25 protein-coding genes and 2 pseudogenes are annotated in these 27,000 nt (G+C 56.3%); 8 read left to right on the top strand and 19 right to left on the bottom strand.

Annotated elements, in window-relative coordinates; genetic code table 11:
- Positions 1-394 precede the first annotated feature (394 nt).
- Positions 395-1,354, bottom strand: coding sequence for a polysaccharide lyase family 20 protein (locus N8E89_RS18905; RefSeq protein ID WP_410010427.1), 960 nt, complete (start codon positions 1,352-1,354; stop codon positions 395-397).
- Positions 1,351-2,689 (bottom strand): annotated as a pseudogene (locus N8E89_RS18900) (adenylate/guanylate cyclase domain-containing protein). The gene N8E89_RS18905 and the pseudogene N8E89_RS18900 overlap by 4 nt, the downstream one beginning before the upstream one ends.
- 381 nt (positions 2,690-3,070) lie before the next feature.
- On the opposite strand from N8E89_RS18900, the gene N8E89_RS18895 reads away from it, so the two are divergent.
- The gene (locus tag N8E89_RS18895; RefSeq protein ID WP_262262769.1) at positions 3,071-4,408 is read left to right on the top strand and encodes a nucleotide sugar dehydrogenase; all 1,338 of its coding nucleotides are present in this window, start codon (positions 3,071-3,073) and stop codon (positions 4,406-4,408) included.
- A 12-nt stretch (positions 4,409-4,420) separates the two neighbouring features.
- Here N8E89_RS18895 and N8E89_RS18890 read toward each other — a convergent pair whose 3' ends face one another.
- Positions 4,421-5,563 carry a DUF3095 domain-containing protein gene (locus N8E89_RS18890; RefSeq protein WP_410010426.1) on the bottom strand — a complete coding sequence of 381 codons (1,143 nt, stop codon included), beginning with the start codon at positions 5,561-5,563 and terminating at the stop codon, positions 4,421-4,423.
- A 344-nt stretch (positions 5,564-5,907) separates the two neighbouring features.
- Between N8E89_RS18890 and N8E89_RS18885 the strand changes: the two genes are divergently transcribed.
- A complete protein-coding gene (locus N8E89_RS18885; RefSeq protein WP_262262767.1) occupies positions 5,908-6,702 on the top strand; it encodes a helix-turn-helix transcriptional regulator in 795 nt (264 codons plus the stop codon).
- A 20-nt stretch (positions 6,703-6,722) separates the two neighbouring features.
- Here N8E89_RS18885 and N8E89_RS18880 read toward each other — a convergent pair whose 3' ends face one another.
- The 9 genes and pseudogenes from N8E89_RS18880 to N8E89_RS29395 form a co-directional block, all read right to left on the bottom strand.
- Positions 6,723-7,160, bottom strand: coding sequence for a BspJ family T4SS effector nucleomodulin (locus N8E89_RS18880; protein ID WP_262262766.1), 438 nt, complete (start codon positions 7,158-7,160; stop codon positions 6,723-6,725).
- A gap of 27 nt (positions 7,161-7,187) precedes the next feature.
- Positions 7,188-8,252: an EscU/YscU/HrcU family type III secretion system export apparatus switch protein gene (locus tag N8E89_RS18875; protein WP_262262765.1), complete on the bottom strand. Its 1,065-nt coding sequence runs from the start codon at positions 8,250-8,252 to the stop codon at positions 7,188-7,190.
- A 14-nt stretch (positions 8,253-8,266) separates the two neighbouring features.
- On the bottom strand, positions 8,267-9,295 hold the full coding sequence (locus N8E89_RS18870; RefSeq protein ID WP_262262764.1) for a flagellar motor switch protein FliG: 1,029 nt from the start codon (positions 9,293-9,295) through the stop codon (positions 8,267-8,269).
- A 37-nt stretch (positions 9,296-9,332) separates the two neighbouring features.
- The gene (gene fliN, locus N8E89_RS18865) at positions 9,333-9,686 is read right to left on the bottom strand and encodes a flagellar motor switch protein FliN (RefSeq protein ID WP_262262763.1); all 354 of its coding nucleotides are present in this window, start codon (positions 9,684-9,686) and stop codon (positions 9,333-9,335) included.
- Positions 9,687-9,714: 28 nt separating this feature from the next.
- Positions 9,715-10,185 carry a BAB2_0123 family type IV secretion system effector gene (locus tag N8E89_RS18860; RefSeq protein ID WP_262262762.1) on the bottom strand — a complete coding sequence of 157 codons (471 nt, stop codon included), beginning with the start codon at positions 10,183-10,185 and terminating at the stop codon, positions 9,715-9,717.
- Positions 10,166-10,369, bottom strand: coding sequence for a FliM/FliN family flagellar motor C-terminal domain-containing protein (locus N8E89_RS18855; RefSeq protein WP_262262761.1), 204 nt, complete (start codon positions 10,367-10,369; stop codon positions 10,166-10,168). Before N8E89_RS18855 ends, N8E89_RS18860 begins: the two co-directional genes overlap by 20 nt.
- Positions 10,314-11,105: a flagellar motor switch protein FliM gene (locus N8E89_RS18850; RefSeq protein ID WP_262262760.1), complete on the bottom strand. Its 792-nt coding sequence runs from the start codon at positions 11,103-11,105 to the stop codon at positions 10,314-10,316. Before N8E89_RS18850 ends, N8E89_RS18855 begins: the two co-directional genes overlap by 56 nt.
- Before the next feature lie 8 nt (positions 11,106-11,113).
- Entirely contained in the window at positions 11,114-11,986 is an 873-nt protein-coding gene (gene motA / locus N8E89_RS18845; RefSeq protein WP_315975721.1) for a flagellar motor stator protein MotA, read from the bottom strand.
- A gap of 35 nt (positions 11,987-12,021) precedes the next feature.
- Positions 12,022-12,210, bottom strand: a pseudogene (locus N8E89_RS29395) (hypothetical protein); the annotation flags it as partial.
- A 395-nt stretch (positions 12,211-12,605) separates the two neighbouring features.
- On the opposite strand from N8E89_RS29395, the gene N8E89_RS18840 reads away from it, so the two are divergent.
- From N8E89_RS18840 to N8E89_RS18820, 5 genes are all read left to right on the top strand, one after another.
- A complete protein-coding gene (locus N8E89_RS18840) occupies positions 12,606-13,580 on the top strand; it encodes a glycosyltransferase family 2 protein (RefSeq protein WP_262262759.1) in 975 nt (324 codons plus the stop codon).
- A 29-nt stretch (positions 13,581-13,609) separates the two neighbouring features.
- Positions 13,610-15,196: a hypothetical protein gene (locus N8E89_RS18835; protein ID WP_262262758.1), complete on the top strand. Its 1,587-nt coding sequence runs from the start codon at positions 13,610-13,612 to the stop codon at positions 15,194-15,196.
- Complete coding sequence (locus tag N8E89_RS18830; RefSeq protein ID WP_262262757.1) at positions 15,184-16,134, top strand: lysylphosphatidylglycerol synthase transmembrane domain-containing protein; 951 nt, start codon at positions 15,184-15,186, stop codon at positions 16,132-16,134. Before N8E89_RS18835 ends, N8E89_RS18830 begins: the two co-directional genes overlap by 13 nt.
- A gap of 182 nt (positions 16,135-16,316) precedes the next feature.
- On the top strand, positions 16,317-17,417 hold the full coding sequence (locus N8E89_RS18825) for a hypothetical protein (RefSeq protein ID WP_262262756.1): 1,101 nt from the start codon (positions 16,317-16,319) through the stop codon (positions 17,415-17,417).
- Positions 17,398-17,880: a hypothetical protein gene (locus N8E89_RS18820; RefSeq protein ID WP_262262755.1), complete on the top strand. Its 483-nt coding sequence runs from the start codon at positions 17,398-17,400 to the stop codon at positions 17,878-17,880. Before N8E89_RS18825 ends, N8E89_RS18820 begins: the two co-directional genes overlap by 20 nt.
- Positions 17,881-18,231: 351 nt before the next feature.
- Here the strand turns inward: N8E89_RS18820 and N8E89_RS18815 are convergent, their stop codons facing one another.
- The gene (locus tag N8E89_RS18815) at positions 18,232-18,603 is read right to left on the bottom strand and encodes a nuclear transport factor 2 family protein (RefSeq protein ID WP_262262754.1); all 372 of its coding nucleotides are present in this window, start codon (positions 18,601-18,603) and stop codon (positions 18,232-18,234) included.
- Between the two features lie 420 nt (positions 18,604-19,023).
- Between N8E89_RS18815 and N8E89_RS18810 the strand changes: the two genes are divergently transcribed.
- The gene (locus N8E89_RS18810) at positions 19,024-19,584 is read left to right on the top strand and encodes a DUF982 domain-containing protein (protein ID WP_262262753.1); all 561 of its coding nucleotides are present in this window, start codon (positions 19,024-19,026) and stop codon (positions 19,582-19,584) included.
- A gap of 731 nt (positions 19,585-20,315) precedes the next feature.
- Here the strand turns inward: N8E89_RS18810 and N8E89_RS18805 are convergent.
- The 6 genes from N8E89_RS18805 to N8E89_RS18780 form a co-directional block, all read right to left on the bottom strand.
- Positions 20,316-21,005, bottom strand: a complete 690-nt coding sequence (locus N8E89_RS18805) for a YoaK family protein (RefSeq protein ID WP_262262752.1) — start codon at positions 21,003-21,005, stop codon at positions 20,316-20,318.
- 70 nt (positions 21,006-21,075) lie between these two features.
- Positions 21,076-22,425, bottom strand: a complete 1,350-nt coding sequence (locus N8E89_RS18800) for an alginate export family protein (protein WP_262262751.1) — start codon at positions 22,423-22,425, stop codon at positions 21,076-21,078.
- 83 nt (positions 22,426-22,508) lie between these two features.
- On the bottom strand, positions 22,509-24,155 hold the full coding sequence (locus tag N8E89_RS18795; RefSeq protein WP_262262750.1) for an MFS transporter: 1,647 nt from the start codon (positions 24,153-24,155) through the stop codon (positions 22,509-22,511).
- Positions 24,152-24,601 carry a DoxX family protein gene (locus tag N8E89_RS18790; RefSeq protein WP_262262749.1) on the bottom strand — a complete coding sequence of 150 codons (450 nt, stop codon included), beginning with the start codon at positions 24,599-24,601 and terminating at the stop codon, positions 24,152-24,154. The genes N8E89_RS18795 and N8E89_RS18790 overlap by 4 nt, the downstream gene beginning before the upstream one ends.
- An 87-nt stretch (positions 24,602-24,688) precedes the next feature.
- The gene (locus N8E89_RS18785) at positions 24,689-26,677 is read right to left on the bottom strand and encodes an amidohydrolase (protein ID WP_262262748.1); all 1,989 of its coding nucleotides are present in this window, start codon (positions 26,675-26,677) and stop codon (positions 24,689-24,691) included.
- On the bottom strand, positions 26,677-26,958 hold the full coding sequence (locus N8E89_RS18780; protein WP_262262747.1) for a XapX domain-containing protein: 282 nt from the start codon (positions 26,956-26,958) through the stop codon (positions 26,677-26,679). Before N8E89_RS18780 ends, N8E89_RS18785 begins: the two co-directional genes overlap by 1 nt.
- Between the last annotated feature and the right edge of the window lie 42 nt (positions 26,959-27,000).

Below are 27,000 nucleotides of genomic sequence, written 5' to 3'. Positions count from 1 at the left end.
ACCCGCTACTGCAAAAATTGACGCTGTGGCGCGACATTGACGAGCGGCCATGGTGGCCGACTTCCGGAGCGCGCCGATGCCGCCGGCCCGTATGGGAGGTGCGTGGATCGGATCCAAAATCTACAATGCGCGTTCGAGACGCATAGAATTTTCCCTGGTTTACCGATCCCGTCTCATCGAATGTTGCGATGACCCAAACCATATGGGCTCTTCTCGTCAAGGGAGGCACCTAGAAAGTGCCACCGATCACCGCGAAGATGTGGAAAAAAATTCCCGGCATCTTGGTGCCGGGATAAAAGGCAGGTGCCAAAGCGTGATGAACCCTAGGGACGACACCTCGACGCCGATCAGACTGTCAGACTCACTGCGCCTTGCGCAAGCTTGAAAGCCGCGCCTAGGGCATGGGGCAGATATCCGCATCCAGAACATCGGCGCAGCGAGGAGAGCGGCGGAAATTGTCGTAATAGAGGGTCCAGTCGGTCTTGTCCGCGGCGCGATAAGGACCGAACTTGAAGTATTGATTGGCACCAAGACCCTTGTCAGCGTGCCCGACATGGCCCTTGACCGTCACGATCCATTTTTTGTTGGCAAAAATCTCGACGTGGCCGGAGCCATCAGGACCGGGTTTGGTATAGATGGCAAAGTCGATCCAGCCGGAATCCGGCGTTGGTAGTTTGTTGCCGTGATCGGTCACGACGATCGCATCGGTGCAGCTGTTGAACTGGCTGCCATCTTGCGGCGTCCAGTTTGTGTCTGTCGCAACAAGCGCGCGCATTTGGTTGGTGTCCGGCCGGAACCATACCGGCGTCCGCTTATCGCCGCACGCCTTAACGCTGCTTGATCCTTGCGCCTTTGAAGGCGCGACATAATTGGTCTCGATGGTGGCAAACAATTTGCCCTGGTTGAGACGAAGCGCGAGGAAGGGACTGAAGTCGCCGACCGCTTCGGGTCCTATTTCACGTTTCCACTGTGCGATCAGATAACGATGGTCGCCGCGTGGGATGGGATCGGCAAATTTGACCGAAAAACCGTACCAGACGCCCTCGTTATAGGGCACGCGCCGTTCGGTTTTCTCCCAGATCTCGGCCCGTTCACTGCAATCCTCATTCGTATTTGGACAAAATGGCTTGATACTGAGCTTCAAAGCGCCTGTGCCGCTCTGCTTGACTTCAGATTGAAACTCCACCGTTCCGGCGCGCTGCTCGAAATTTTCGCGATAATAAAGTCCGCCGCCCGGCGAAAAGTCATTGCCATCGAAATTATCGATAAGCACGTCGCCCGCCGGGTCCGCTGCCGCACTGGCTAAATTGAAAGTGGCGGCGAGAAGAGCCATGGCGAGGATCTTTCCTATCATTGCATGAATTTCTCGAGCAAGGGTCGTTGCGTTTTGGCATCGCGGTGCAGAAGCATGACCTGCTCGGCTTCCGACAGGCCGTCATAGGCGACATCGTCATAGGCGTCATCCAGCTGAACGGTCTCGCCAGTCGACTTGGGCAAGAGAACCGTGACCTTCTGGCCAACGCCGCGCAATTTTTTCCTCTCCCAAAGTGGTCCAATCCCCGCCGCAATAGGTGGCGAATGCCTGGCTGGCAATCACTTCGCGTGAATATTTCTTGGTAAGGCCCTGCAGGCGCTGGACCTCGTTTACTGCTGAACCGAAGGCAGAAAAGGTCAGGCGGTCCTTCAGACCGACATTGCCGAACATCACATTGCCGACATGCAGGCCGATGCCGTAGCGGATATCGCTTAAACCATCCTTGCGCCGCTCTTTATTGAGTTCGGCGACGCGCGCTTGCGCCTTGAACACAGCCGACAGGGCGGCTTCGCACGCCATCTTCGAGGGATCCTTGTGCCGCCCGCAAGGGTACACTGCCAGAAAGCCGTCGCCCATGAAGCTGAGGATTTCTCCTCCGCTGCGGTTGAATGGCGCAGCGATCGCATCGAAGAAATGGTTGAGCGTATCGATGTAGGCCTGGCGACCTTCCTTTTCGGCCAGCACCGTCGACTGGCGCATATCGCCCATCACCAGTGCCGCCCGGATGGTCTCGCCGTCGCCGCGGCGGATCTGGCCATTGAGGACGCGTTTGCCGGCATTGCCGCCAAGATAGGTCGTAAGCATATTGTCGGCGAGCTTGCCAAGAACCGCCATCTTTGCAGCCACAGCCAAATGATGCTGCAGACGCAAAAGCGCGCCGATCATGGCATCGCTGAACCCTCCGCCACTGTCGGTGGCCCAGGAACCCATCATCCCCTGCGTTGACTGGCCGCCAAAAGGCTGCAGGAAAGCAAGATAGTCAGTAACGCCTTCCTGGCGCAATTCGTCGAGAACCGGAAATTCCATCGGTCCGTCAACATCGAGGCGGCGGCGCACATGTTCAAGATTATTGGTGAGCAGATAAAAATACGGGCTCAGCAAGAAGCGTTCGGGTTTTCCGCCTGGATCGTGCCGATAGCCCTCGACCGTCATGCCGCTCGACCGCTTCCAGGTGAATCCGAGGGCGTCATAGAGCGGATGGAGCATGGAAAACGAAAGATTGACGCGGGCAATTGGCAGGCCGGCCGCTGCAATACGTTCGCAAAAGCCGCGTACGATTGTTTCGAGATTTTCGCCCGCAAGCGAAGATTGCGTCAGCCAGTCAGCTACCTTGTCGAGAAGTATGACGGATACGTCAGATTGGGTCGTGCTCATCCTTGATCCTTGCAAATGCGAGCCACGTCCGTTCCCCGGTACTTCACTACTGCCGGCCCAGCGTGATCAGAGCACACTCAAGGCATGCCGGGCCAAGATGAAAATGAGTGAATCGGGCGACGGTGTCAACGCTGGCACAGGTAAGCCGGCGGCGCAATCTCACCGGTCCGATACGACTTGAGCGGGTAGCTCGACGGGCGGTCCTTTATCAGTCGTTGTTTTCCAAGTCACTCACATGGGGATGTCATCCAACCTAAACAATAGGGACTAGTCACTTGATCGTGAGAAGACGTGTCTGCAACCGCTCGCTTGACAGGCAATTTGATAGAAGCCATCTAAACGTCACTTGAATGCATTTGCGCTCGCACAAAAGAGATCGTCTTGACCTCCTCTCCATACGAAAACCTTTCAGGCAAAATTGCAACGCGCAAGGCCCATGCCGGTGTCATCGGCCTTGGCTATGTAGGACTTCCCTTGGCAATCACGCTGGCGCGCAGCGGCTTTGCCGTTACGGGCTTCGACATCGATCCAGGCAAGATCGTCGCGCTCGATGCCGGGCGCTCCTACATAGAAGCGGTAAACGATGAGGCGCTGGCAAACGAGGCAAAGGCGGGCAGATTCCACTCGACGAGTGATTTTGCCCAACTTGCAACATGCGACGTCATTGTCATTTGTGTGCCGACACCTTTGACCAAACACCGCGATCCAGATCTTTCGTTCGTGGAGGCGACAAGCCGCTCGATTGCAGCAACCTTGCGCCCCGGGCAATTGATCGTCCTGGAATCGACGACATATCCCGGCACGACCGACGATGTCGTTAAGACAATCCTCGAGGAAACGGGTCTCAAATCCGGTATTGATTTTTATCTCGGCTTTTCGCCGGAACGGGAGGATCCGGGCAATCGCGATTTCCACACGGCCACGATCCCGAAAATTGTCGCCGGTGATGGTGAAGCGGCGCGAAACTTGATGCAGGCATTTTATGGCGCGGCGGTGAAAACGGTTGTACCGGTTTCCTCCAACGCGACGGCCGAGGCAGTCAAGCTCACGGAGAACATTTTCCGCTCTGTCAATATTGCGCTGGTCAACGAACTGAAGGTTGTCTACGCGGCCATGGGCATCGACATCTGGGAAGTCATCGAGGCTGCAAAAACCAAGCCGTTTGGCTATATGCCGTTCTATCCAGGCCCAGGTCTGGGGGGCCATTGTATCCCCATTGATCCATTTTATCTGACGTGGAAATCGCGTGAATATGAGCTGCCGACGCGGTTCATAGAACTGGCCGGTGAAATCAATTCTGCCATGCCGCGCTATGTCGTCAGCAGCCTGGCCGAAGCCCTTGACGTGCGGGCAGGCAAGGCGCTCAGCCGCTCACGCGTGCTGATTATTGGCCTGGCCTATAAGAAGAACGTGCCGGATATCCGCGAAAGCCCCTCACTGCGGCTGATTGAGATTATCGAGGAACGTGGGGGACGTGCTGACTACCACGACCCCTTCGTCGCCGAAATCCCGACCACACGCGAACATATGACGCTCAAGGGCCGCAAATCCGAAGATCTGACCGAGGCAAATGTGAGATCTTACGACGCTGTGCTGATCTCGACCGATCATGATGGTATAGACTATGCGGCATTGGGCAGATGGGCGCCCCTCATTATCGACACCCGCAACATCTTCGCGAAGCTTGGACTGATGGGCAAGCATATTGTGAAGTCGTAGCTGCCGCCAGATTTATGACAGCTTCGACTTCAGATTGCTCGCGGCCATCGCATAACCGCCTGCGGCGCCATCGATGAAATGGATGTGATCATGTGCGAGTGGTGTCGGCACGAAGCAGGTGATGAGAGCGGAATCCTGGCGGTGCAATCCATAGCGGCTGATACCGGCAGCTGAAGCGTCTTCCAGAAGCATCTCGATCCGGCGAAGACGTTCGGCATCGATATCGATCGTCATTTTGAGGCCATCGTCGAATTTACGGAAATCGGAATTTTGTGCCACCTCAATCTTATACCGCTTCGGATCGAACCCTCCGGCGGTTAGTCCCAGCCTGTCGAGCGCAAAGAGCAAGATGATCTGACCGATAATCGCAAGCTTGCGATAAAATCGCTGGCCAACAGGGGCGGTGGCCCGAGCTTCCGTTTCAACGCCCCTGGTGTTGAAGATAATGGGAGGGCCTTCGGCCGGAAGCGGGTGGGCGCCGCGGTTCTGTTCAGCGGCAACGGCAATGATGTCGGTAACCAGCTTCTGAAACTTTGCGCTCGCGCCGGGCGTGCCAGGCACGGCAATGATTGACACGATTTCGCCGTTACGCGCCTGGATCGGATTCCAGCGGCATGACAGGCCGGCAAGATCGGGCCGCGTTCCGGATGGCGCTGCCTCGATCGTGTATTCGCCTGCCTTCATGCGCGCTTCCGCCCAACTCGCTCCGCCTCCGGCAAACATGGCGTAGGAGAGGTCGGGGCTGACGCTGAACCGGGCGACACGCACATCAAGCCCCTGTGCCCTTACATCGCGCATCGGCACAAGCGCTGCACGCAGGCTCAATTGCAAATCATCGGCAACCCAGGCCTGGACTGCGGCAAGCGCTTCGCGCGCCCGATCCACAGCCGAAGCGGGAAGCGCTACCAATGCACCGTCGCCGCCGAAGACAAAGGGATAGCTGCGCTTGCCAAGTGCATTGAGGATGGCGGAGATGACGCTGGCGCCGGCCATGTTGACCGCCTTGTAGCGGCCCGCCTTGATCGCCTTGGTCGAGCCGACAATGTCAGCCGTTGCCAGCACCCAGTCATCGGGCAGGGGCTTGTAATTGCCGGTGTCGGCGACCCCCTCGAAATGCACGAAAACCGGAAGCGTATCGAAGAAATCATCATTCATTGGTTTGACCATGCGGCAATACAACCAAGGATAGTAGGGATATCTCGCTACGGTTAACAGTCGGATTCGTTGATAAAAGCGTGGATTTACGCACCAATTCGCGATCATCCTCGGCCTCTTGCCCCAACAAGTTGCGGACAAGACATATGGGATTGTCAACCTTAAATTGCCATACCGTTGCAATTAGGTGAAATACGTTGCTCACTGCTTGTATGCTGCACCAAGCTGGTGCAACCATACACACGTTGTTGATTCTTTAGCATTTACAGCAATCTCGATTTTTAAAGATCCTAATGACGATGTCGGCATATTAGGCCTGCTAAGAGGAATGGTTCGAGTCCCCGATGTATTTTGATCTGGCCCATTTCCCGGAATTCCAGCAAGGTTTGTTCAGCGGTAATGGCACTGGCGACACCCTTCAAATGCTTGTGCAAATCAGACAGCAACTGAGCTGCCGGCATATCACGCATATTGGCCATTCGGCTCCGGCCGGCCCGCAGCAAGGTTCAGCGCCCGAAATATCGGTGCTGACAACCTTGCCCATGAACTGGGTTCTTCGTTATTCGGCTAAGAACTACTACAAGGTTGATCCTCTCGTGCAGGGGATCACGGTTTCCCCGCGCCCGGCCGATGCTCCCGGCACAATCCGCAATCTGTCTGCAGAAACCGGGCTGGAAGCCCAGTCAAAACAATTTCTGCGGGACTGTGAGTTGCGCGGTCTTGGCAATCTTTTTCTTACTGTCGATGCGTGCAATTCCTACGGCTTTCGAGGGATCACCGAGTTCACTTTCCACATCGAAACCTCCGAGCAGACCGCTTTCATCGATCGCACGCGCAAGCGACTGGCTGCCGTGGCGACCCGGCTTCACAACACACTGCACGGCAACCGCAACCCGGTGTTGGCCGCCGCCGTTGAAAACCTTCTGACGAAGCGCGAGATTGATTGCCTTTATTGGGCAGCCAACGGCAAGACCGATGGCGAAATTGGCGAAATTCTAAACATCGCTCGCTGGACCGTGGTCACTTATCTGCAAAACGCCAAGAACAAGCTTGGCTGCTCCAACCGCACGTCGACCGTTGCCACGGCACTGGCGTTGGGCGTTATCCAGATGCCGGTCATAACCAACAGGTTCAAGTAGTCGACGAGAAGATCGGTCGCTCATCCATTCGCTGGTGTCGTAAATTGTGGAAGGCGCGCGTCTTCAAATGCGGCTGCAAGCAGGGCCGTGTTGTCGGCGGGGCTGCGTCCGGTGTCGGCAAAACGCAGATGGTGCAGATCGATTTCGGTGGAGTCTGCCGCCAGCGTCAGGCGAAAATAGGCGTTCACGCCCATATTGCTGAATTCCAGATCAAGCATCACCTTGGGTGAAGAGTTCCAGTCGAGCGTGTATTCGCCGCCGAGACCAAAAGTCAGCATATTTGGATAGAAAGTCAGTTCCGTGGCTGAGTTGACGATGTCAGCAATATTACCGAAAAGCTCGCAGCGGATGAAAGCAATATAGTCCGCCACATCGACGAGCCGGAGATCTTCAATGACCTCCACCAGGTGTTCGGAGATGATCTCGACGCGGGCGACGGAATATTGGGTTCTCTTCATACATTCATCCGATTGCAGCCACCGCAACTATCGACGGCGCGCATTAACAAATTGAATAAGTTCGGCCACTGCCTTGTAGAATTCCGGGGCAATTACGTTATTGACTTGAACCTGCTTATAAAGTGAGCGTGCCAGTTGAATATTCTCGAACACCGGTATGTCATGAGCCTCCGCGATCTCCCTGATCCTGAGGGCAATAATATCCTGTCCTTTGGCCACGACCACCGGTGCTGAATCCCGGGCCGGAACATAGCGCAGAGCAACCGAGAAGTGTGTCGGATTTGCGACGATCAGCGTGGCTGTCGGGACCGAGGCAATCATGCGTTGCCGTGCCCGGTCACGGCCAAGTGAGCGAAGCCGGGATTTGAGCAGCGGGTCGCCTTCTGCTTGCTTGTGCTCGTCCTTGATTTCCTGCCGGGTCATTCTCAATTCGCTGCGCCAGTGGATGCGGGTCCAGGCCAGATCGAATGCGGCAAGTACGGTAACGGCAATCGCAATGGAAGAAAGCAAACGCACCAGGTGACTGCGGATCAGTTCCGGCAGGGCGTTTGGCTCGGTGATGATCGCGTCGACGAAAAAATGAGTGTCCTCGAAAAAGATCATAAAGACGATAATGCTGGCTGCGGCGAATTTGAATGTCGACTTTAGGAACTCGACACGCCCTGCAGCGCCGAAAATGCGTGACCAGCCTTTAGCGATCGAGATGCGCGAAAACTGCGGCTCGATCCGGTTGGCGACGATACGCGGTGCGTTCTGCAACACCGAGGCGAGGATGCCGGCCCCTGGGATGATGATCAATACTGGCAACAGGGCGATCCCGACCGCAGCGCCGATAATAGAGAACAACTGGCGTGCATCGTCAGCACTGGTGAGGCGCCAGTCGTCGGATTTATCGAGCAGCTCAGACAGCAAGGCCGTCAGTTTCAATCCACCTGGTACGGCGACGAAGACCATAATGACCAAAAACGCAATGATGGAGGCGAGGATGGGTGCTTCACGAGAGAAGGGGAGGTTGCCCTTCTCGATCGCGTCACTGATTTTTTTCTCAGTCGCTTCTTCCGTTTTGCTCTCTTTGTCAGCGCCCTCTGACATCGATTAACTGCGTTTCATGCTGCGGGTACTTCCGCGTCGAGCTTGAGATCGCCGCGATCTGCAAGGGCAATCGCCGTGCGGGCAATGACGCGCCGCGCCTCGGTGACCGCATTGGCATTGATATTGGTCTGGCTGGAGAGCTCTGTTTCGACCATGCGGCGCCCACGGGTCGATAGGGATTGCAGGATGAGCTCTTGCAACTGCGGTTCGCAGCCGTGCAGAGCCGTTGTGACAACATCCGTCTGGATTTCGTCGAAGAGCACCAGCCGGGCACGCTGTGTGATGCGCGCAATGTCCTCGAAAGTGAAGAGCTTGGCCTTGATCTTGGCCAGGTCATCAACGCCAAGGTCCGTCAGACCGGCGAGCAATTCGTCGATCTCGGATTTTTCGAGCTGATTGATGATATTGGCAATCGTACCGTGATGGCTCTTTTGCGCGCTTGTGTTGTCCTTTCCGGTCACTTCGCGCTGCAGGAGCGTTTCCAGCATCGCGGATATGGATGGTCCAACCTTGCGGATATGCAGCGTGCGCTGAATGATGGCGCTGCGCTCTCTAGCGCTGAAGCGGATCAGCAATTTGGCCGCAATATCCGACGGCAGCCGGGAAATCACATAGGCGGTGACCTGCGGATGCTGGGCGACCAGATAGGTGTGGAGCACGTCGGCCGGAATACGCGGAAGCTGATCCCACACCGATTCCTGTGTCAGCAATTCCGGTCGCCGGTTCTCGATGACAGCGCTGGCATCTTCCGCCGAGAGCGTTTCGCGCAGCAGCCCCTCAAAGCGCATGCCGGCCTCTGAAACCGGCGCGCCATCGGCAAAGGCATTTTCGAACTGTTTCACCAGTTCTTCGAAATCCCCCGGCGTAATGGGTTCGAGCTTGCGGGCATGACCGGCGAGCGAGCGCAAATCATCGGCGGTGAAATGCTTCAGAAGCCTGGATGCGGATGGGCGTCCGATCGCAACCAGCAGTGCAGCCACTTTTTCGGGGCCCGACAAATCCTGAATGGCGCTTGCACTTTGGGGTGTTTCTTGATCGCTCATGCGGACCGGCTTCTAAGGTTACAAGTGATATGCGCGGCTAGACGCCGCTGCCAATGACTTCGGTCAGGCTGACACCGAAGCGCGAACTGTCGTCTTCGAGAACAATCACCTCACCCCTGGCGATGACGCGGCCGTTGACGACGATGTCCACCGGGTCGCCGATCTGCTTGTCGAGCGTAACGACCGCACCGCGCCCGAGTTTCATCAAATTGGCGACGGGCATTGAGGTTGAGCCCAGCACCACCTGAACGTCAACCGGGATGCCCATGATGAGGTCGATGTTGGGCTTGGAACCCGCTGGCTTGCGGCTCGGCTGCGGGTCGTCGCGCTTGAGTTCTTCGATTGCCTCGTTAAGCTCGTCTTCGATCGAGTTCTTGTCGGTTGTGGTCATATCTTAAGGGTCCTGAACGAAAAGAGGTTTAAAGGACTGCGCTTGCTACATCGGCACTGCGCACGATGCGGTTGACGAAAACGGGGAGCGCCCTTGCCGGGGCGCCAGGCTGCTGTGCTGGCAGAACGGGTGCGGCCTTGGCGACAAAGGGAGGGACTGCAGCCGACGGCTGGACTGGCAGCGGCAAGGGGCCAACGCCGTCCTTAAGGTCGCTTTTGGCACGTTCGACGAGGTCGATGGCGCGGGTGATCTCTGAGCGGACGCGATCGGAATCGCGCAACCTAGCTTCAAGCCGAACGCTTTCGTCGCGGCAGGTTTCCCGCTCTGCCTGCAGGATCGCCAGCGCCTGCTGGAGATTGGCGGCTGAACTTGCAACCTGATGCGCCATGACCCGGCTCATTGCTGTCAGGCGATTGGCTTTTCGCAGCGCCGCAAAGAAGATGACCAGCGACAGCGCGCTCAGGGTGATCGAAATGAGATTAACCAGCGGCAAGCTCATCAAGGAGATCCTCTTCTTCATTGACGGGATCGGTGATCCGCACGGTGAATGCACTGCCAGCCTTGCCAAGGCGGCATTTGTAAAGCGCCTGATTGCCACTGCGCAGCCGCACGTGGTCGATTGCATCTTTAGGTAAATGCAAGACCTGTCCTGGTTTGAGGAGAGCAATCTGTTCGAGGGTCATGGACCCCTGCTGCAAATAAGCCTCGACCTCGATCTCGAGCACGGCTGACTTCCAGACGCAGCTTCTTTGCCCAGGCCGGGTCGGAATGATGTGCAGGCTGACGCAGCATGCGGGCCATAGCATCCTGCATTGGCTTGAAGCTGGAGCGTGGCAACAGGATCAGGATCTGACCGGACCGGTCGGCGGCCTTAAGTGCAATTGCACAGCAAATCATGCGTGTTTCGCTGACTGTCCCGGGGGCCAGATGGGCAGCCTCGACGAGATCACCAATTTGAAACAGTGACTCTGCCCCACCGGAGAACATGTGATCGAGCGACGCCGTGACATCGCCAAAAACCTGACGGGCAATGCCAAGATCGACGGTGGTCAGCGCCCTTGCCGCACTCCCGGTCTCAAGACTTGCGCCCGAACCGAAAAGCGCTTCAATGCCGCAATCGACGAAGCTGCGGTCGGCGGCAAGCAGCAGCCGCGATCCCCACTTTGCCACGGGCACCATGCCCACAAGCCCACAGCGCGATAGCGTGTCGGCGATATCGTCCTTTTCCAGCGACTCGATGCGGACAAATTCGGCGCCGACGGCGACGTCCGTCTGTGCGGCCATCCTTGTAGCGAACGAAGCGGCAAGTTCGCGGAAGACCGTTTCGAAAGATTTGAGGTCGTCGACTGACATGCCGGCGGCGCGCAGAATGCTCTCTGCCAATACATCGGGTCGCTTCTGTTCAGCCTCGACGTCCATGATTAATCCTAGGCGGCCTGTTGTAGGGGCGCAGGGGTCAACGTTTCCTGCTCGACCACATCAATCGACGGGCGGTCATAGGCGGAAATAGTCTTGCGGCCATATTCGAGTGCGATCTGGGGAAGAGCGCCGTTCATATAGGCCAGCAATGTCTGCTTGACGACCGTATACAGACGGTTCTGCTTCTCGCGTGTCGTCTTGATCTTGGTCGCAATTGGACCCACGACGCCGTATGACAGGAAAATACCGGCAAACGTACCCACGAGGGCTGCGCCGATAAGGTGCCCGAGGATCTCCGGAGATTCATTGAGCGCTCCCATGGCCTTGATGACGCCAAGGACCGCTGCGACGATACCAAGTGCCGGCAGGCCCTCCGAAACGCTTACCATGGCATAGTAGGGTTTCAGCTTGTCGCGGGAGATCGTGTGGATTTCTTCATCCATCAGTGCTTCGATCTCATGCGACCGAGCATTGCCGATAATGATGAGCCGGCAATAGTCGCAGATGAAGTGCGTCAAATCGTGGTTCTTGAGTACACTCGGAAATGTCTGGAAGATCGACGATTCCGTCGGATTGTCGATATGAACCTCAACCTCGTTGCGCGATTTTGCGCGCAGTTCGCGCATCAATGCATAAAGAACGCCGAGCACATCGAGATAGTCACGCTGCTTGGGGATCTTATTTGTAAAGGCTTCCATGCAGGCGCGGCCGGTATCCTTGACCGCCGAAAACGGATTGGCCACGAGAAAGGTGCCCAGCGCCGAACCGCCGATGATGACGAATTCCCATGGCTGCATGAGAACGGCGACATGCCCACCCATGGCGATAAACCCGCCAAGCAGACATCCCATCGTCACAACCAGTCCAATAAGGATTCCCAAGACTCTCTCCTGCACTTTTACCCAGCATTGCAGGGCTAGCAGCGTCGGCTTGTGTGAACCTTGCAGAAATTAAACCCGGCCTTGCGAAATCGCCCATTCAGTGCCCGCCTTCCTGGCACAACCGTCGCAGTGGTGTCGTCTGCAGGGATCGTGGCGGACTTGATCAGCATCGCCGACGCGGAGCAGTGTTTTTTGACTGAGAGCCAGATGGCACGCTCGACCTTGCAGAAATGCTCGAGCGCAGGGAGCTCGTCGTGCAGTTGGAGTTAAGTATCACAGTCTCGACCTATGCGTGCCGAGCGGTTCTCGTGTAGAGCAGGTTTTGTGTGTCGATGACCGTCTTCCGACGCAATAGGTGAAATCCTCTTGAAGTGGCCCGACGGACCGGTTTGGTTCGCCAATTCGTAATGGCGAAGACAATCGTGACAGACGGGTGCACCGCACTCTATCGGCAAGGCAAATGTCTTCCGGCTTTATTCGCCTGATCGACCAGGATATGCTTGGATCTATAGTATCGACGTCGGCACCAAATTGTCGTCTGACGGCATCTGGCTTGACACGTCAGGAGAGGCTCAATACCGATTAGCTTTTCCACGTGTTGCGCGGGAGATCTTCTGTTTTGAAACTGATTATTCAAATTCCATGCTTCAACGAAGAAGGGACACTCGCAGAAACCCTCTCTTATCTTCCCCGTGAAGTTGAAGGCTTCGATACCGTGGAGTGGCTCGTCGTCAATGATGGCAGTAAAGATAGAACGGTCGAGATCGCCAAAGAGTGCTGCGTCGACCACATCGTCGACTTCCCAGTAAATCGCGGTCTGGCGAAAGCCTTCGTAGCCGGTATCAACCGCGCGCTGGAAGAAGGCGCGGATGTAATCGTCAACACAGACGCCGATAATCAATATAACGCAGACGACATTCCAAAGCTGGTCGCGCCCATCGTCGGGCACCGCGCCCATCTGGTGGTGGGCAGCCGGCCCATACGAAGCATCGAACACTTCTCGCCGATGAAGAAATTGCTGCAGCACCTAGGAAGCTGGGTGGTCCGCTTCACATCTGGCGCGAACGTCGTCGATGCACCGAGCGGCTTTCGCGCCATATCGCGGGAAGCCTCAATGCGACTGAACATTTTCGATAGTTATACCTATACGCTTGAATCCATCATCCAAGCGGGACGATCGGGCGTCAGCATTGTTTCCGTCCCAATCCGTGTCAATGGCGAAACCCGCCCTTCGCGCCTCGTTCGCAGCATTCCGCGCTACGTTTTGCGTTCGAGCCTCTCCATATTAAGATCAATGTTCGTCTATCGGCCCGGCCAGACATTCTTCTTCCTTGGCCTGTTCCCGCTGGCAATCGGGCTCTTCTTCAGTTTTCGATGGCTGGCCTTCTATTTCGACGACTCGACAAGGAGCCATGTTCCAAGTCTGATCCTTGCGGCGATCATGCTGATCGCGGCTTTGCTATGCTGGCTCTGTGCACTGCTGGGCGAACTCCACGGCATCAACCGGAAATTGCTTGAGGACATCCAGTATCAATTGCGGCGCGAGCGTCTGGGCGACGGCAGGGGCGATCAGGCGGAATCCTATGCAGGCTGAATTTCTGCGCAAGGCGGTGGCGCTCGCTTGTGCTCGCCGACATTCCAAAACTTTTGACATTACTCGACCGCGTGCCCGTCAGTCCCACTTACGGCTGCTTCGACCGTGCCTATTGGCACTACCGCATGATCGATTTTCCGTGCGGAATGTCACAGGAATTCGTCCTGCCGCTGGCACTCGTTTGGTCGATGCCGGACCTGCCCGGCAATGTCTATTATCAAGATCCGCTGATCCGCGATTTCGTCATAGCAGGCATTCGTTATGCAGCCCGTTCTGCTCATCCGGACAGTTCCTGTGACGACTATTATCCCTTCGAGCGAGCCGCCGGTGCCGCCGCTTTTTCGCTGTTCGCCATCCTTGAATCAATGGATATCCTCGGCTTGCAGGCCGATGAAGAGATCGATGCTTTTGTCAAGCGCCGCGCCAATTGGCTGGCATCCCATAGGGAAAGTGGCCGCCTCTCAAACCACGAGGCGCTGATCATTTCCTGCCTTGAGCGCGCCCGCATTCGCTATCCCGATCAGGCCTTCGAAGCGCAGATTGGCGCTCGGCTCACGCGGCTTTTGTCCTGGCAGCATGAGGAAGGCTGGTTTGACGAATATGGCGGCGCGGATCTCGGCTATCTGTCTCTGACGATTGGTCTCCTTTCCGATCTTGACCGGCGCAGACCCGATTTGCAGCTAAGAACGCCATTGACGGCAGCCATCGATTTTTTTGCAAATTTCGTCCATCCCGATGGCACCGTCGGCGGTGAGTATGCCAGCCGCGGAACACTGAACTTTTTCCCGTTCGGCTTTGAAATCGCAGGTGCATGGCATGACGATGCACTGCGCATCAACAACCTTGCACTCATTCCCGTCATGTGCCGGACGACGCCCTGTTATTCCGATGATCGCATCCTAGGTCACCATCTCTGGGGTTGGCTCTTTACCTTGCGCGAGTTCCAGCAAGTTCGACCGTCAGACAATATTGCTCGTGCCGACAGCACTTGGTTTCCCGGCTGCGGTCTCATGGTTGAGCGATCCAAAGGCGACATGCTGGTCGCTTCGCTGTATCGTGGCGGCGTCTACAAGTTCTTTTCCGGTGGGCGGCTCATTGCCAGCGATACAGGGATTACACTACGCACACAAAGCGGCCGTGTCGCGGTGACGCATCTCGGCGGTTCGTCCGTCGAGCGATCGTGCGGCAAGATCGGCGTTTCTGGGCAGATGGGCTGGGCCAAGGGCACTCGGTTGACGCCGGTGAAAAACGTTATCCTGCGTTGTTTGATGATGAGCTTCGGCAGGTTTTTTCCCAATCTAATACGCCGGCTGCTCCAGCAGATTCTTGTCACAGGAAAGTCTCCAGCACCGTTCAGTTACCGCAGGCAGTTTGAAAGGACCGCCGACGGCTGGCGCGTCAGCGACGAGATCGCTGCCGCTGAAGACTGGAAGGACGTCGCTCGGATTGGCATCTCCAGTCATCAGACGTCGACGACAACGGTGATGGCGCGGGTCTATCAGCACAGTCAGCAAACGCCTTTCATCGAGATCGACGGCGTCAATGATCTCGACAAGGGACAGAAGCTGAAATTTGCGCGCAATCTGAAGAGCGAACCAGCCGCATGCGGAAGCTGATCGGTCTTGGCGTAAGCTCGCTAATCCTAGCCCTGCTATACGCTTCGCTGGATGCCGACGGCTTGCAAAGGGCCATGCGCGCTGCAGATGGCTCGTGGCTTCTGGCGGGCATTCTCTTCGTGGTACCGCTTACGCTGCTGACGGCATGGCGGTTCATGCTGCTCGTCGAAAACCGCATTTCTTTTCTTGAAGCCAACCGTCTCATCCTCGCTGCAAGCACGCTCAACCTGTTTCTGCCATCCAAGCTTGGCGATCTGGCCAAGGGACATGTGCTGTCCAAACGTCATTCCATGGATACAGGGCTCGCCTACGCTACCGTCATTCTGGAAAAAACGCTGGACATGATGTCCCTGCTTGTATGGGGGTGCGGCGGGCTGGTCGTGGTCGGCATTGGCCGTCCCGCGATGCTCCTGTTTCTCGTACCGGTGGCGGGTCTTTGCGCAGTTCTGATGCTGATCATCCTGCCGCTGCGTATCCTGCCCATCATGCTTGTCACCTTTGGCCAAATAATGCCGGGCAAAGTTAGCAGGATCTTGGAAAAATCATCGGCAAGCTGGCAGCTCATATCCGAGACGTTCTGGCAGCGTCCCTCACACGCAATTGCGGTCATTGGCCTTTCCATATTGATTTGGGGTGCGCACCTGTTCCAGTTCTGGTTGTTCTCACAGGCATTGCATGGCAACGTTCCCATTCTGCAAAATGCAGCCTTTGCGACACTGGCTATACTGGTCGGGCTTTTGCCCTTCACATTTGCAGGTGTCGGCACACGCGACGCGGCGATCATTTTTTTCTACGCTCCCTATCTGACAGCAGAATCGGCTGCGCTTCTTGGCATTCTCGCCACCCTGCGCTACGTGCTTCCGGCCATTGCCGGCGCACCTTTCGTCGGTGACTTTATCGGTCTGGTGCGGCCGTCTGACAAAAAGAGGTCGACGTGAACGCCTCACCCGCCGTGGAGCGAAAATCGTGCCCTATTTCCGCGTTCGTGAAGGCGAGACTGGAACGGCGTGACGAGGATCGTTTCTGGTTGCCGTTGACACTCGTTCTCGGGTTGGTTTCCTGCACAGCATTTATCTTCGAAGCCTCCCACCACCCTGGAAGCATTCCGGACGATGCTAGGATGTTCTTGTCATGGATGGGACGTTTCGGCGACGCCAACCTTTTAAAAGGCGATCTGATTGCCGATTACTGGTCGTCGGTCAGCCCATGGTTTTATTCTGGAATTTTCCGGCTTGCCTGGCTCACCGGTATCGAGCCTGTGATGTTCGTCAAGATTATGCCCGCCATGCTTTATCCGCCTATGGCGTTCTTTGCCTACCGCCTGCTGAGATCTTTCCGGTTTGAGCCGATTATAGCATTTATTGCGACGGCGTTCATGCTCCACATCCTGATACGCGGCGATCTTGTCACCAGCGGAACCCCGAGGGCGTTGTGGCCCATTTTCACCCTCGTTGTTGTTGACGGGCTGTCCCGCAAAAGGATCTGGCAAACTGCCGTGGGTCAATTGCTGCTCGCCGGTTCCTATCCGCAGATGGCACTCGTCACGTCCGGGATGATCGGCCTTTCGACATTCACGCCTTGGCATTCGCACTGGATCGATTTCAGCCGCCGACGGATCACGATCATTGTGATTGCTGCTGTCGCCACCTTGGTCGGTATTTTTCCCTTTGCGACCGGAACCAACGAGTTCTCGCCGACGATGACCCTTGCCGAAGCAAGACAAATACCGACATTCCAGACGGGCGGACGGGGTCAAATATTCAACGAAGATGGCTCAATCAATTTCGTCTGCTCGCCAAGAACGGGAATTTTCTTCGACAAATGCGATGATCTTGGAGATCCGAAAATAATCTGGCTGACGGTCTGGTATTTTTCAGGACCCGTGCTGTTGTTTCTTGCGTTGTTCAACCGGCGCAGTTCCGCCAGGGCACGATCGGCGCTGCCACTTCTCCTCGTCACCAGCTCTTTCGCGTTTGCTGCGGTCGCGGCCCTTACGATGTTCAAGCTCCACATTCCGAGCCGGTACATGTCCTTCTTCTCGTTGCTACCATATCTTTCAACTCTTCCACTTGTTCTTGGATGGATCTCGCAATCGCTCCTTGCCGATTGTTTTGAAGAATTGGCAGCGGTTAAGGGTTTCAATGATTGCGGGTTTCGTGGTCACAGTGGCCGGAGGCATCTATTTGGCCGGCGATGTGAAATTGAAGTTCAGCACTCCTGAAAATCCCCGTTTACTGGCGGCAATTGCCGCTCTGCCGCAGGAAGCCGTTGTTGGCGGCTTCGTCAGGGATCTCGATTTCTCGCCGGTCTATACAAATCGCTCGACGCTTTTCAACCGGGAGTTGGCTATCGCTTATCAGCGCGGCTATTTCATGCCGATCCAGCAACGCATGCTGGCTATGAGGGATCTCATACTAACGCAGGACCCGGCTATTTTGAGCGACCGCATCAAGGCGCTTGAACTTGATCATCTTGTTGTCGCACAGAACACCCTGTCCGTTCCGCGCGTACCGGAAGCATTCCGGGGCTTCTTTGAAAAAAACCTTGGAGTGATCGAGGACATCGCCGCCCGAAAAGGGCCTTCGCTCATTGCCCGGCTTGCATCACGCTGCACAAGCGGAACATTTGGTGATGAATTGCTCATCGATACCGCCTGCCTTCTGGATCAAATCGCGCCGCGATAGGATTGTCCCTTCAACCATCGCACGATGCACCTGGCTAACTGGAACGAAAAAGTTGCGAAGGCAGAAAGACCAAGATGAACTGCTGTAATCCTCCAGTTAAGCTTCGCAACGGCAATTGAAAATTCTCTGCCCGGTCGTTGAGCGCCTTATTCGGCGGTGCTCGACGTTCGGCAGCCTGCGGGCTGCTCTGTAGTGCCCAATGGAAAAAACTTCTTACTACTGATGGAGATTGTAGAATTCCACGAACAATCGTATTCGGCAAAAAATCGCACTCATGGACATTTTCGATGGAATCAAAGGTTAGTGACCTCTGAGGTACGCAGTCATTGGGCACTAAAAGCGGAATGCCTTTTACTCCACGATTTTCCAGTATGAGTCTTTGCGGACGACCTTGCCATTGCGAAACGTGTAGAAGTCACAACCCTGGACCTCCTTTTTCGTCCCGTCGAGGGTGGTGCCTGTGAGCATCCATTTTGAGATGCCAGTCTCGGCAGCCGAATCTACAAAATGCTGCTCATTGCCGTAGTGAACATCTGGCAAGCCTTCAAAGCGTGTTGCCAGCGCCTCTCGTACGTTCCGTTTGCCCTCGAAACGAGAACCCCAAGGCTCATTGCCCCGCGGCATCTCCAAGACACAATCATCAGAAAAGAACGTCATGATGCGATCCAGATCATGCGCATTGAAGGCCTCGCATAGCTCGATCAGTGTCAGTCGAATGTCCATCGCGGCGTCTCCGTTCAGTCGGCATGGCCGGCTACAGAACCACAGTGGCCCGTAGATTCCATTCGCACATGTTCATTATTGGGAGCTACGCCTCTCGGATGACCTGCTCGTCCTCGATCCCGGGTATGCCTTTTGAACCACCTTGCCCAACAAAGGACGTCTCAAGCTGGTACCACATCCCGAGCGGGGTATTGCATGAACTGCAATGGATGACGGTAGAATTGGTCACTCCGGTTGGAATGTAGAGATATGTTACCCCGCACATCGGGCAATCTGATTTGAAATTGAGTCGTTGCGGCATGGCGCCCCTCCACGTAATGCGAACCCAATGGGCCTTCCAAAGCATCTGCCCTGGCTACTCCGGCGGGCACTATACGCTGATCTTTTGGAACCGCAAATCAACAACCTGCGTTTCTGGATATGCGCAAATATCCGTTTAGAGCGGTCACCGTTGCAACCAAAGAGGTCGGCCGCTATCGGACCATAACATCGGTGGAAGAGGCCGGAGATTTCCTTGCCCATGATTGGCCGACACAGAAAGGCACGCGGCACTTGAAGGCCCGCATCGCCTGTCTGGATGCGATGGAGAGGGCCGTTGCGGTCAACACTGCGCGCGAAGCTTTCATCGATGCAGCAAAAGAATCGGAAATCTACGTCGGGGAGGGGGAATTGGCGTTAACTGCCAGTTCACACAGCATTCCAATCCCGCGTTTATTGAGTATGCGCGACTTGCCATTTCCATATGTGACAGTCATGACCGAACATGTCGGCAAGGAGAGGAATATTTCGTCCGTGCAAGAAGCCAGCGAGTTCATGCTTCACGATTGGCCGATAAAACATAGCCGAAAACTCACAGCGGCCCGCCAGGCCTGTCTTGATGCGCTGCACGGCAAAATCACCCGCACCAAGGCTCGGCAAGCGTTTATCGAAGCTGCGCGGGAGGCCGAGATCTACATTGGTCAGAAGCGATTGTCGGTCTAGCCTTCGTCCGTATCAGCCCGGTTGTGCTCGCTGCAATACCGTTCCGGCCGTATCGCGTCTCAAAGCCGAACGACCCCCACGCCTTGTAGCCCGGATACATGCCGCAATGCTCGAACAGGCCGGCCGACGCTTTCACCACGCGCCCGGCGTGCCATTTGGGTATTTCTGCCTCATGCCCGCTTGTAGACCAGCTGTCCTATGGTTCTCCGACGACTTATCTTGGTCCGCGCTGCATTCTTCCAGTCGCACAGGTTTGACGAGTTTCGCCAACGCTTCCGGCGTCGCGCAGGGCGGGAATCCCGCCCGTCGCATCGTCTCAATATGCCGCTGGTGCTCGGCAGCACTGAAGGCCTGGTCATTGGCAATAGTCTCGATGCTAAGGTCCGGTAACGCTGGAGTGCTTCCTTGACGGTTGCCTCCGCTTCTGCCTGGCGGCCAAGAACAGCAAGGCTTCCAGCGCGTTCGACCCAGGCGTACTTGCTGTCGTTGTCCGTGGTCCGGCGCTCCATCATACCACATCCAAATTTCGTGCCTGTGAGCCCAAGAATGTCTCGCAGAATCCACAACAGAGGGGCGTCATCGTCCACATCCACGTCGTGGTCGACACCGTTGAAGTTTGAAAGCCATAAATCGATCTCTTCAAATTGGAATCCTGCAGCAAAGTAGCGGGTAGCCGCCGACGGGGTTTGTCGGAAATTGCAGCCTTTGAACAAGGCGACTGTACTGATTGATTAGAGAGATGAGTTGACCTGTTCGCCCGACGCTTCCCGAAGAAGGAGGGCGACGAGAGCAAGCAAGGGGGGCACAATGAAACAACCGATTTGGACAATCAGATAGAGTGCAGCGGCCAACCCGCAACCGCAGGCGAAGGCGAAGACGCTCAACACCATCTTCTTGACCCTTTGCCTGACGCCCTCAATTTTGTCGGCTTCTGTCCCATGCAGCAAATCCGCGAAATCGATCATTATCTGAGTGGTCGTGCCAGTCATCAGCGTTGTCGGCGGCGCAGTAGCCAGGTGAATACGGTGAACAGCGTTCTGGATCGCCATGGCCGACACCAATACCATCCCAGTCACCAAAGCTGTCCAACTGTCGCCGTCCGGGAATGGGCCATAAGAAATTGCGAGGACAGCGGCGACAGTCAAAAGCAACAACTTGATCGATAGCATGGTGCGGAGAACGGGCAACTTGTATCTGGTGAGACAGTAGCCAAGCAGTCTGGTTAAAACGACGATGCAGCAAAACACCGGCAACGCCATCAATTTTGCAAGGGCTCCAGATGTTCCGTAAACCAATGATGCGCCAAGGGTCACAAAGTTTCCGGTGACGTGGGCGGTGAACAGTCCCTGAAGTGCCAGAAATCCTGCTGTGTCCACATAACCGCCATTGAAACTGAGAAGGGCCGGGAGCTTTGGTTTCATTGTAATCGCCTTTTCTGCATGCTGATCAGCAATTCTCGATGGTCCATTGAAGGGCTGATGGAGGGTTAAATTAAAAGAGCCATTGCGCCGAAGCCGAGACAAAATCACCGGACCGCCCGCCCGCGTCTCTGATCCGCTGGCCCGGAGAATAATGCACATATGTTCCGTTGAAGCTTAGATGATCGGATACCTGCCATCCGACCGCCGCGGTGATCTGCTGGCCAATAAAACGCCCGGTTCCCCCCGATGTACCTTTGGCCGGATTCAGCGGCGGGATATAAAAACTGTCAGCTTCGGCCTCTTTCCAGAGCGGGTTCCAACCGACGTTCAGTTCGAGTTTGGGCGACAGCTGTAATGTGACGTTCGGCTGGATATCGATCAGGTTGGCGGGGGCCGCCAAGTTTGCCTCGGAAAAGTAGGGAAGCTTGGGGAACAAAGGGTTAAACGTGCCCAACCTTTGGTCATGCAAGTCGTGATCGCCGCTTATGACGTCAGCGTTAAGGCCGAGGCGGGGAGAAAAAAGGATATCCGTGAACGTGTAACCGATGTCTGTGGACGCCGTCCACGCACTGATATTGTCTGTTCCGAAGGTTCCGAACTGATAAGCGGCCTCAACGTTCCAGTCAAACGCATCATGACTGCCAAAGAGCCGTGTGCCCACAGTCTGACGTTGCTCGTCAGCAGCCCCTTGTGCGAACCGCGCATTTTTCCTTTCCAGTCCGAAATAATAAAGATCTGCCTTCAGGTCGGCGATTCCGGGCACGTTCGCGGTTGCGTAAACTCCCCAAAAGGCCTGGTTTTGGTCATTGCTGTCATTGAATGTTCCGGTCTGCGGGGCGACCGGCCTCGTCAGGAACGCATCGATATGCTCACTGTCTTGTCCGCTCCATGACACCCGCACGCCGTCGAAAGAACGACGGATATTCGGACTCTCCCTGACTGACACCAGCCTCGATGATCCGAAACTCAATTCCTGCCTTCCCGCCCGGACGGAGAATTTTCCTTCCGACAGCGGTAGGGTGACCTCACCAAAGCCCTGCAGAAGATCAAGCTCGTCTTTTTGCGTTGGCGACGGCTCCGCGGCTTCGCCGGTAACGAGACCACTTGCCAGTTCGGTAAACGTGCGAAGATAAGGGCCGTAATGAACATCGGCAAACAGATACGCCCGTTGCAGCAGGTAGTCATTGCGTGCAGGCGCACCTAAGCCAAAAACGGGATAGCGGGAGTATTCATAGCGTTCCCGAAGCTCACCGCCGATGGTCATGTACCACGATCCGTCGCCGTTCAACGGAATCCATTTCAGCGCGTCGAGCGGATCGGTACGCTTCGAAGGATCGCGGAGGGCGGTCCAGTCTTCCTCGGAACGCGAGCTCTTGTAGGCGGGTCGTTCCTCAGACCTTGCCGTCGAGATCAGAGTCACGGAGGCGCATATGCCCCAAAAAAGCGCCACGGAGGGGGCCCTTAGCAAATACTGCCACATCCTAGATGATGCACTCGCGTCGGTCATGTCGTTACCGTCTTCCGCTTGGACTTGCGGTTCACCCGGCGTGCATCCAGTGTCAAGAAATGCCTCACGACCGGCCTGTCCGGACCGATATGGAATTTTATTGTTTCCTGCTGAAGATCAGCATCAGCTTTTGAGACCCTCTTATGTTGCCGGAGATGCTCGGCCCAAGATTCCACCATGAACCACTCCACGATCTTTTCGGGATCAGCAGAGTCTTCGGTCACTCCCCAACTATACGCGCCATCCCGCCTCCGTTCTTCGGAAAGCTCAGCCAAGGCCTGCAGGAATGCGGTCCGGTCGTTTTTACGCACGGCATATTCGATGAGGATAAGGACGGGCCCGCGGTCATGTTCAATGGGATCGGCAATAAGGGGTTCAGGCCAATGATTGGACGCTACAAGGTCGGCTTCACCTATGGGCAGTTTAATCCGATGGAGAACAAGCGCGACGACGGCCAATCCCAACGCGCCGATAACAAGCGTGTTGGGAACGCCTACCGCCTCTGCTACTGCACCCCAGCCCAAACTCCCGCCAGCCATCGCTCCGTTGAATACGGTCAGATAAACGGCCAGTGCTCTGCCACGGACCCAATTGGGAAGAATGGCCTGAGCCGCACCATTTAATGTCGTCAGCGCGATAATCCAGGCAGCGCCGAGGACCAGCAAGACCATGATGGCCAGCCAGCGCGGTGGCGCGATCGACAACATGCCCATGACGATCGCTGTCGCTATCGCAGATGCTAAAAGCAGACCGTCGGCATCGAGCCGTGAACGGAGCCTCGGCAGCAAGAGCGCCCCTACGATTGCGCCGGCTCCCACAGCGCCTAGCAAGATCCCGTAAAAGCCCGCATCACCTCCGAGCAGGTTTCGTGCCACCAATGGAAGCAAGGCCCACACGGCGCTGGAGAATGCGAAGAAAATTGCGGCGCGGAGAAGCACAATATGCAGTTCGCGGCTTGCTCGAGCGTATCTCAATCCTGCCCGAAATGCGCCGAAGAAATGTTCCGAAAGTGCATCGTCTGCGTCGGGGGCCCTGCGCCACCAGATCAGCGCAGCTATGACGAAGGCATAACTGATCACGTCGGCACTGTAGGTGACGGCTGCTCCAAGCGCGGCAAGGATGAGTCCGCCTGCGGCCGGCCCGATGGATCGCGCGATGTTGATGCCGAGCGAATTCAGTGCGACTGCACTCTTCAGGTCCTGACGGGGAACAAGTTCAGGCACGATAGCCTGCCACGTCGGGCCCATGAGTGCGGCCCCAATGCCTCCGACGAAAGTCAGGGCAACGAGGGAACTCACGGTCAGCAAGCCGCTGTAGGATAGTATCATCAGCGATGCGCTTACCGCTGCGAGCAGAAGCTGTATGACGATAAGGAACTTGCGGCGGTCGAGAATGTCGGACATCACTCCCGCAGGAATCGCCAACAAGAAAATCGGCAGTGTCCCTGCAGCCTGAACCATTGCGACTGCCGCTGGGGCGCTTGACAGATCAGTCACCAACCAGGAGCTTGCCACATCACGCATGAAGCTTCCGGTGTTTCCGAGGACGGTCGCTGCCCAGAGAACTGCGAACACGGGCTGACGGAAAGGCGCAAAGCCGCTCGTCTCGGATGCCTTAGAATCCGATTTTGATACATTGGTCATGTTGGTTTTCCGTTATTCTCGCCGCCTTGAGGGCGAAGGTCGTGCCAGGCTATTAGAACGAAACCTCCGACCAGGCCGAGATGCTCGAAGAACGAATTCGTCATCATGAACCGTTCGGGAGGCAGCGCTTCCCAGAAGCGGTTTGCGACAAAAGTTGCCAGCAGCGTAAATCCCGCGAGGCCGAGCGCTCCTAACCAGCGGTAAATCCCGCTCAGTATCATGAGCGACGCAATCAACTCGAGCGCAATGGTCAAGACTGCAAAAGGCACTACGGGCGCGAGCCCGAAGTGATTCATTTCCGCAATGGCGCTACTGAAGTCGAAGAGCTTTGTGAGGGCGCCCTGTATATAAGCAGCACAGAGGCCAAGCATGGCAAGCCATCTCACTGCCGGCGCGGCAAACCGCGCAGCTACGCCAGTCACCATCGATAAGCGTTCCTCAGACATTGTTGCCTCCCATCTTCGCGACCGGGTATTGCAGCGCGCGGTGTGCCACCAGCAACAGGCGAACCACTAGAACAGTCAGATCCGACATCAGACCGCCCAACACGCACAGCCGAGCGCACCCCAAAATCCCTTGAGGTCTGAGATCGGAAGTTGTTTGGACCAGGCGTTGGCGTGATCGTGCCCATGTACGTTGCAAGTATTGCTGCAGCCGCACATCGATGCCGCCTTGATGCGCAACGAGTTCTTGCCTGCGCCTTGGGGTTCGCCCCAAGCCGCGTAACCGCCAAACGTCCGCACCGGAGACCAGTCGGGCATGGCAGGCGGCACCGGATTTTCGTTCAGAACTTCAAAATCACCGCTGCCGTAGACAACCTTGCCACCAACAATGGTCAGTTCAGACGTGATGTGGCTGATCTCATCTTCCCCGCACGAGAAGAAGTCGCGGTCAGGAATGATGAGGTCGGCCAGTTGACCTTTTTCTACCCGTCCCTTCTTGCCTTCCTCGTTCGAAAACCAGGTCACGTTCTCCGTCCACATCCGGAGCGCCGTCTCGCGGTCCAAGCAGTTTCGCTCGGGATAGATTCGCATACCGCCGACCGTGCGGCCGGTTATCAGCCATGAGAGCGAAACCCATGGATTGTAGGAAGCGACGCGGGTGGCGTCGGTACCTGCCGACACCTTGACGCCTTTTTCAAGAATCTTCGCTACGGGCGGTGTCGCCTCGGCTGCACCCTGTCCATAGCGCTCGACAAAGTATTCGCCCTGGTAAGCCATGCGGTGCTGAACAGCTATGCCGCCGCCAAGCGCCGCGATCCGGTCTATCGACTGATCTGAAATTGTTTCGGCGTGGTCGAAAAACCAGTTGAGTCCTTCCAGGGGGATTTCCTTGTTCACTTTCTCGAACACATCGAGGGAACGGGAGATCGTTTCGTCGTAGGTCGCATGCATCCGCCATGGCCAGCGGTTTTCCGCCAGAATCCGAACTACGCCCTCGAGATCATCTTCCATCTCCGTCGGCATGTCCGGCCGGGGCTGGCGAAAATCCTCGAAATCGGCGGCGGAGAAAACCAGCATTTCGCCGGCTCCGTTGTGACGGAAATAGTCGTCACCTTGCTTGTATTTCGATGTGCGTGTCCAATTGAGGAAGTCTTCCTTCTCTTCATCGGGTTTTTGAGTGAAGAGATTGTACGCAAGGCGGATGGTCAGTTGCCCTTCGTCAGAAAGCTTCTGGATCACCGCGTAGTCGTCAGGATAATTCTGAAATCCGCCGCCTGCATCGATTGCTCCCGTAACTCCAAGGCGGTTCAGCTCCCGCATGAAATGACGCGTCGAATTCATCTGGTAATCGAACGGCAGCTTTGGCCCCTTGGCGAGCGTAGCATAGAGGATAGCGGCATTCGGCTTGGCCAAGAGCAGGCCGGTGGGATTCCCCTTGGCGTCCCGCGTGATCTCGCCCCCATGGGGTGCCGGAGTGTCACGATCGTAACCGACGGCCCGCAAGGCCGCTCCATTAAGGAGCGCGCGGTCATAGAGGTGCAGCAGGAAAACGGGAGTATCGGGGGCTGCTGCGTTGATCTCATCAATGGTGGGCAGACGTTTCTCCGCGAACTGGTGTTCGGTGAAACCGCCGACGACGCGCACCCATTGCGGGGGAGGCGTGATTGCGACCTGACGCTTCAGCATGTCCATAGCGTCGGCCAGCGACCGCACTCCATCCCACCTCAGCTCCATATTGAAGTTCAATCCTCCCCGGATGATGTGGAGATGATTGTCAATCAGCCCGGGCAATGCCCGACGTCCCTTGAGATCGATAACCGTCGTTTCCGAGTTTCGAAGCGCCAAAATCTCGTCGTCCTGCCCTACCGCCAAAAATTTCCCGTCCTTGATCGCTACTGCAGTGGGGTTTGGGTTGCCGCGGTCCAGAGTCGTAATCTTGCCGTGATAGAGGATGAGTTCGGCAGCCATGTTGGTTTCTCCGGGATTGGTGTTTTTGTCGCTTGCGAACACAGGCGAGATAAGCTTCGACAACGCGATGCCTGAGGCAGCAGCCTCCAAGAAATTGCGGCGTGTCGGCATCAGCCTTGGCTCCGCTTAGTGACGGCGTCACCACGCTTCGAGACTGTTGCGGCTTTGGGTAAATCACCGAACACGTGGGGCTTGATCTGGTTGAGCCAGGAAACCGCAGCTGGTTCTTTGCTCCAGAGGTGCTTTACAAGCGGTGGAATTTGTTCCCCCACCAGGATGCCAAGCAAGCCGATCAGGGCAACAACCGGAGGGGCGGGAGACCGGACATTGAGTAGCGCATAGATCACGCCAACCAACAGGCCCGCTGCGAGTGATATCAGATACATTCTCATGAACCCATCGGCTCCTTGACTAACATTACATCAGAAGGGGAG

Origin of the sequence: Phyllobacterium sp. A18/5-2 (genome assembly GCF_025452215.1) — a bacterium.
Classification (GTDB): Bacteria; Pseudomonadota; Alphaproteobacteria; order Rhizobiales; family Rhizobiaceae; genus Phyllobacterium; species Phyllobacterium sophorae.
The sequence above is the reverse complement of the archived record's forward strand: the minus strand, read 5'-3'. Positions and strand labels throughout refer to the sequence as shown.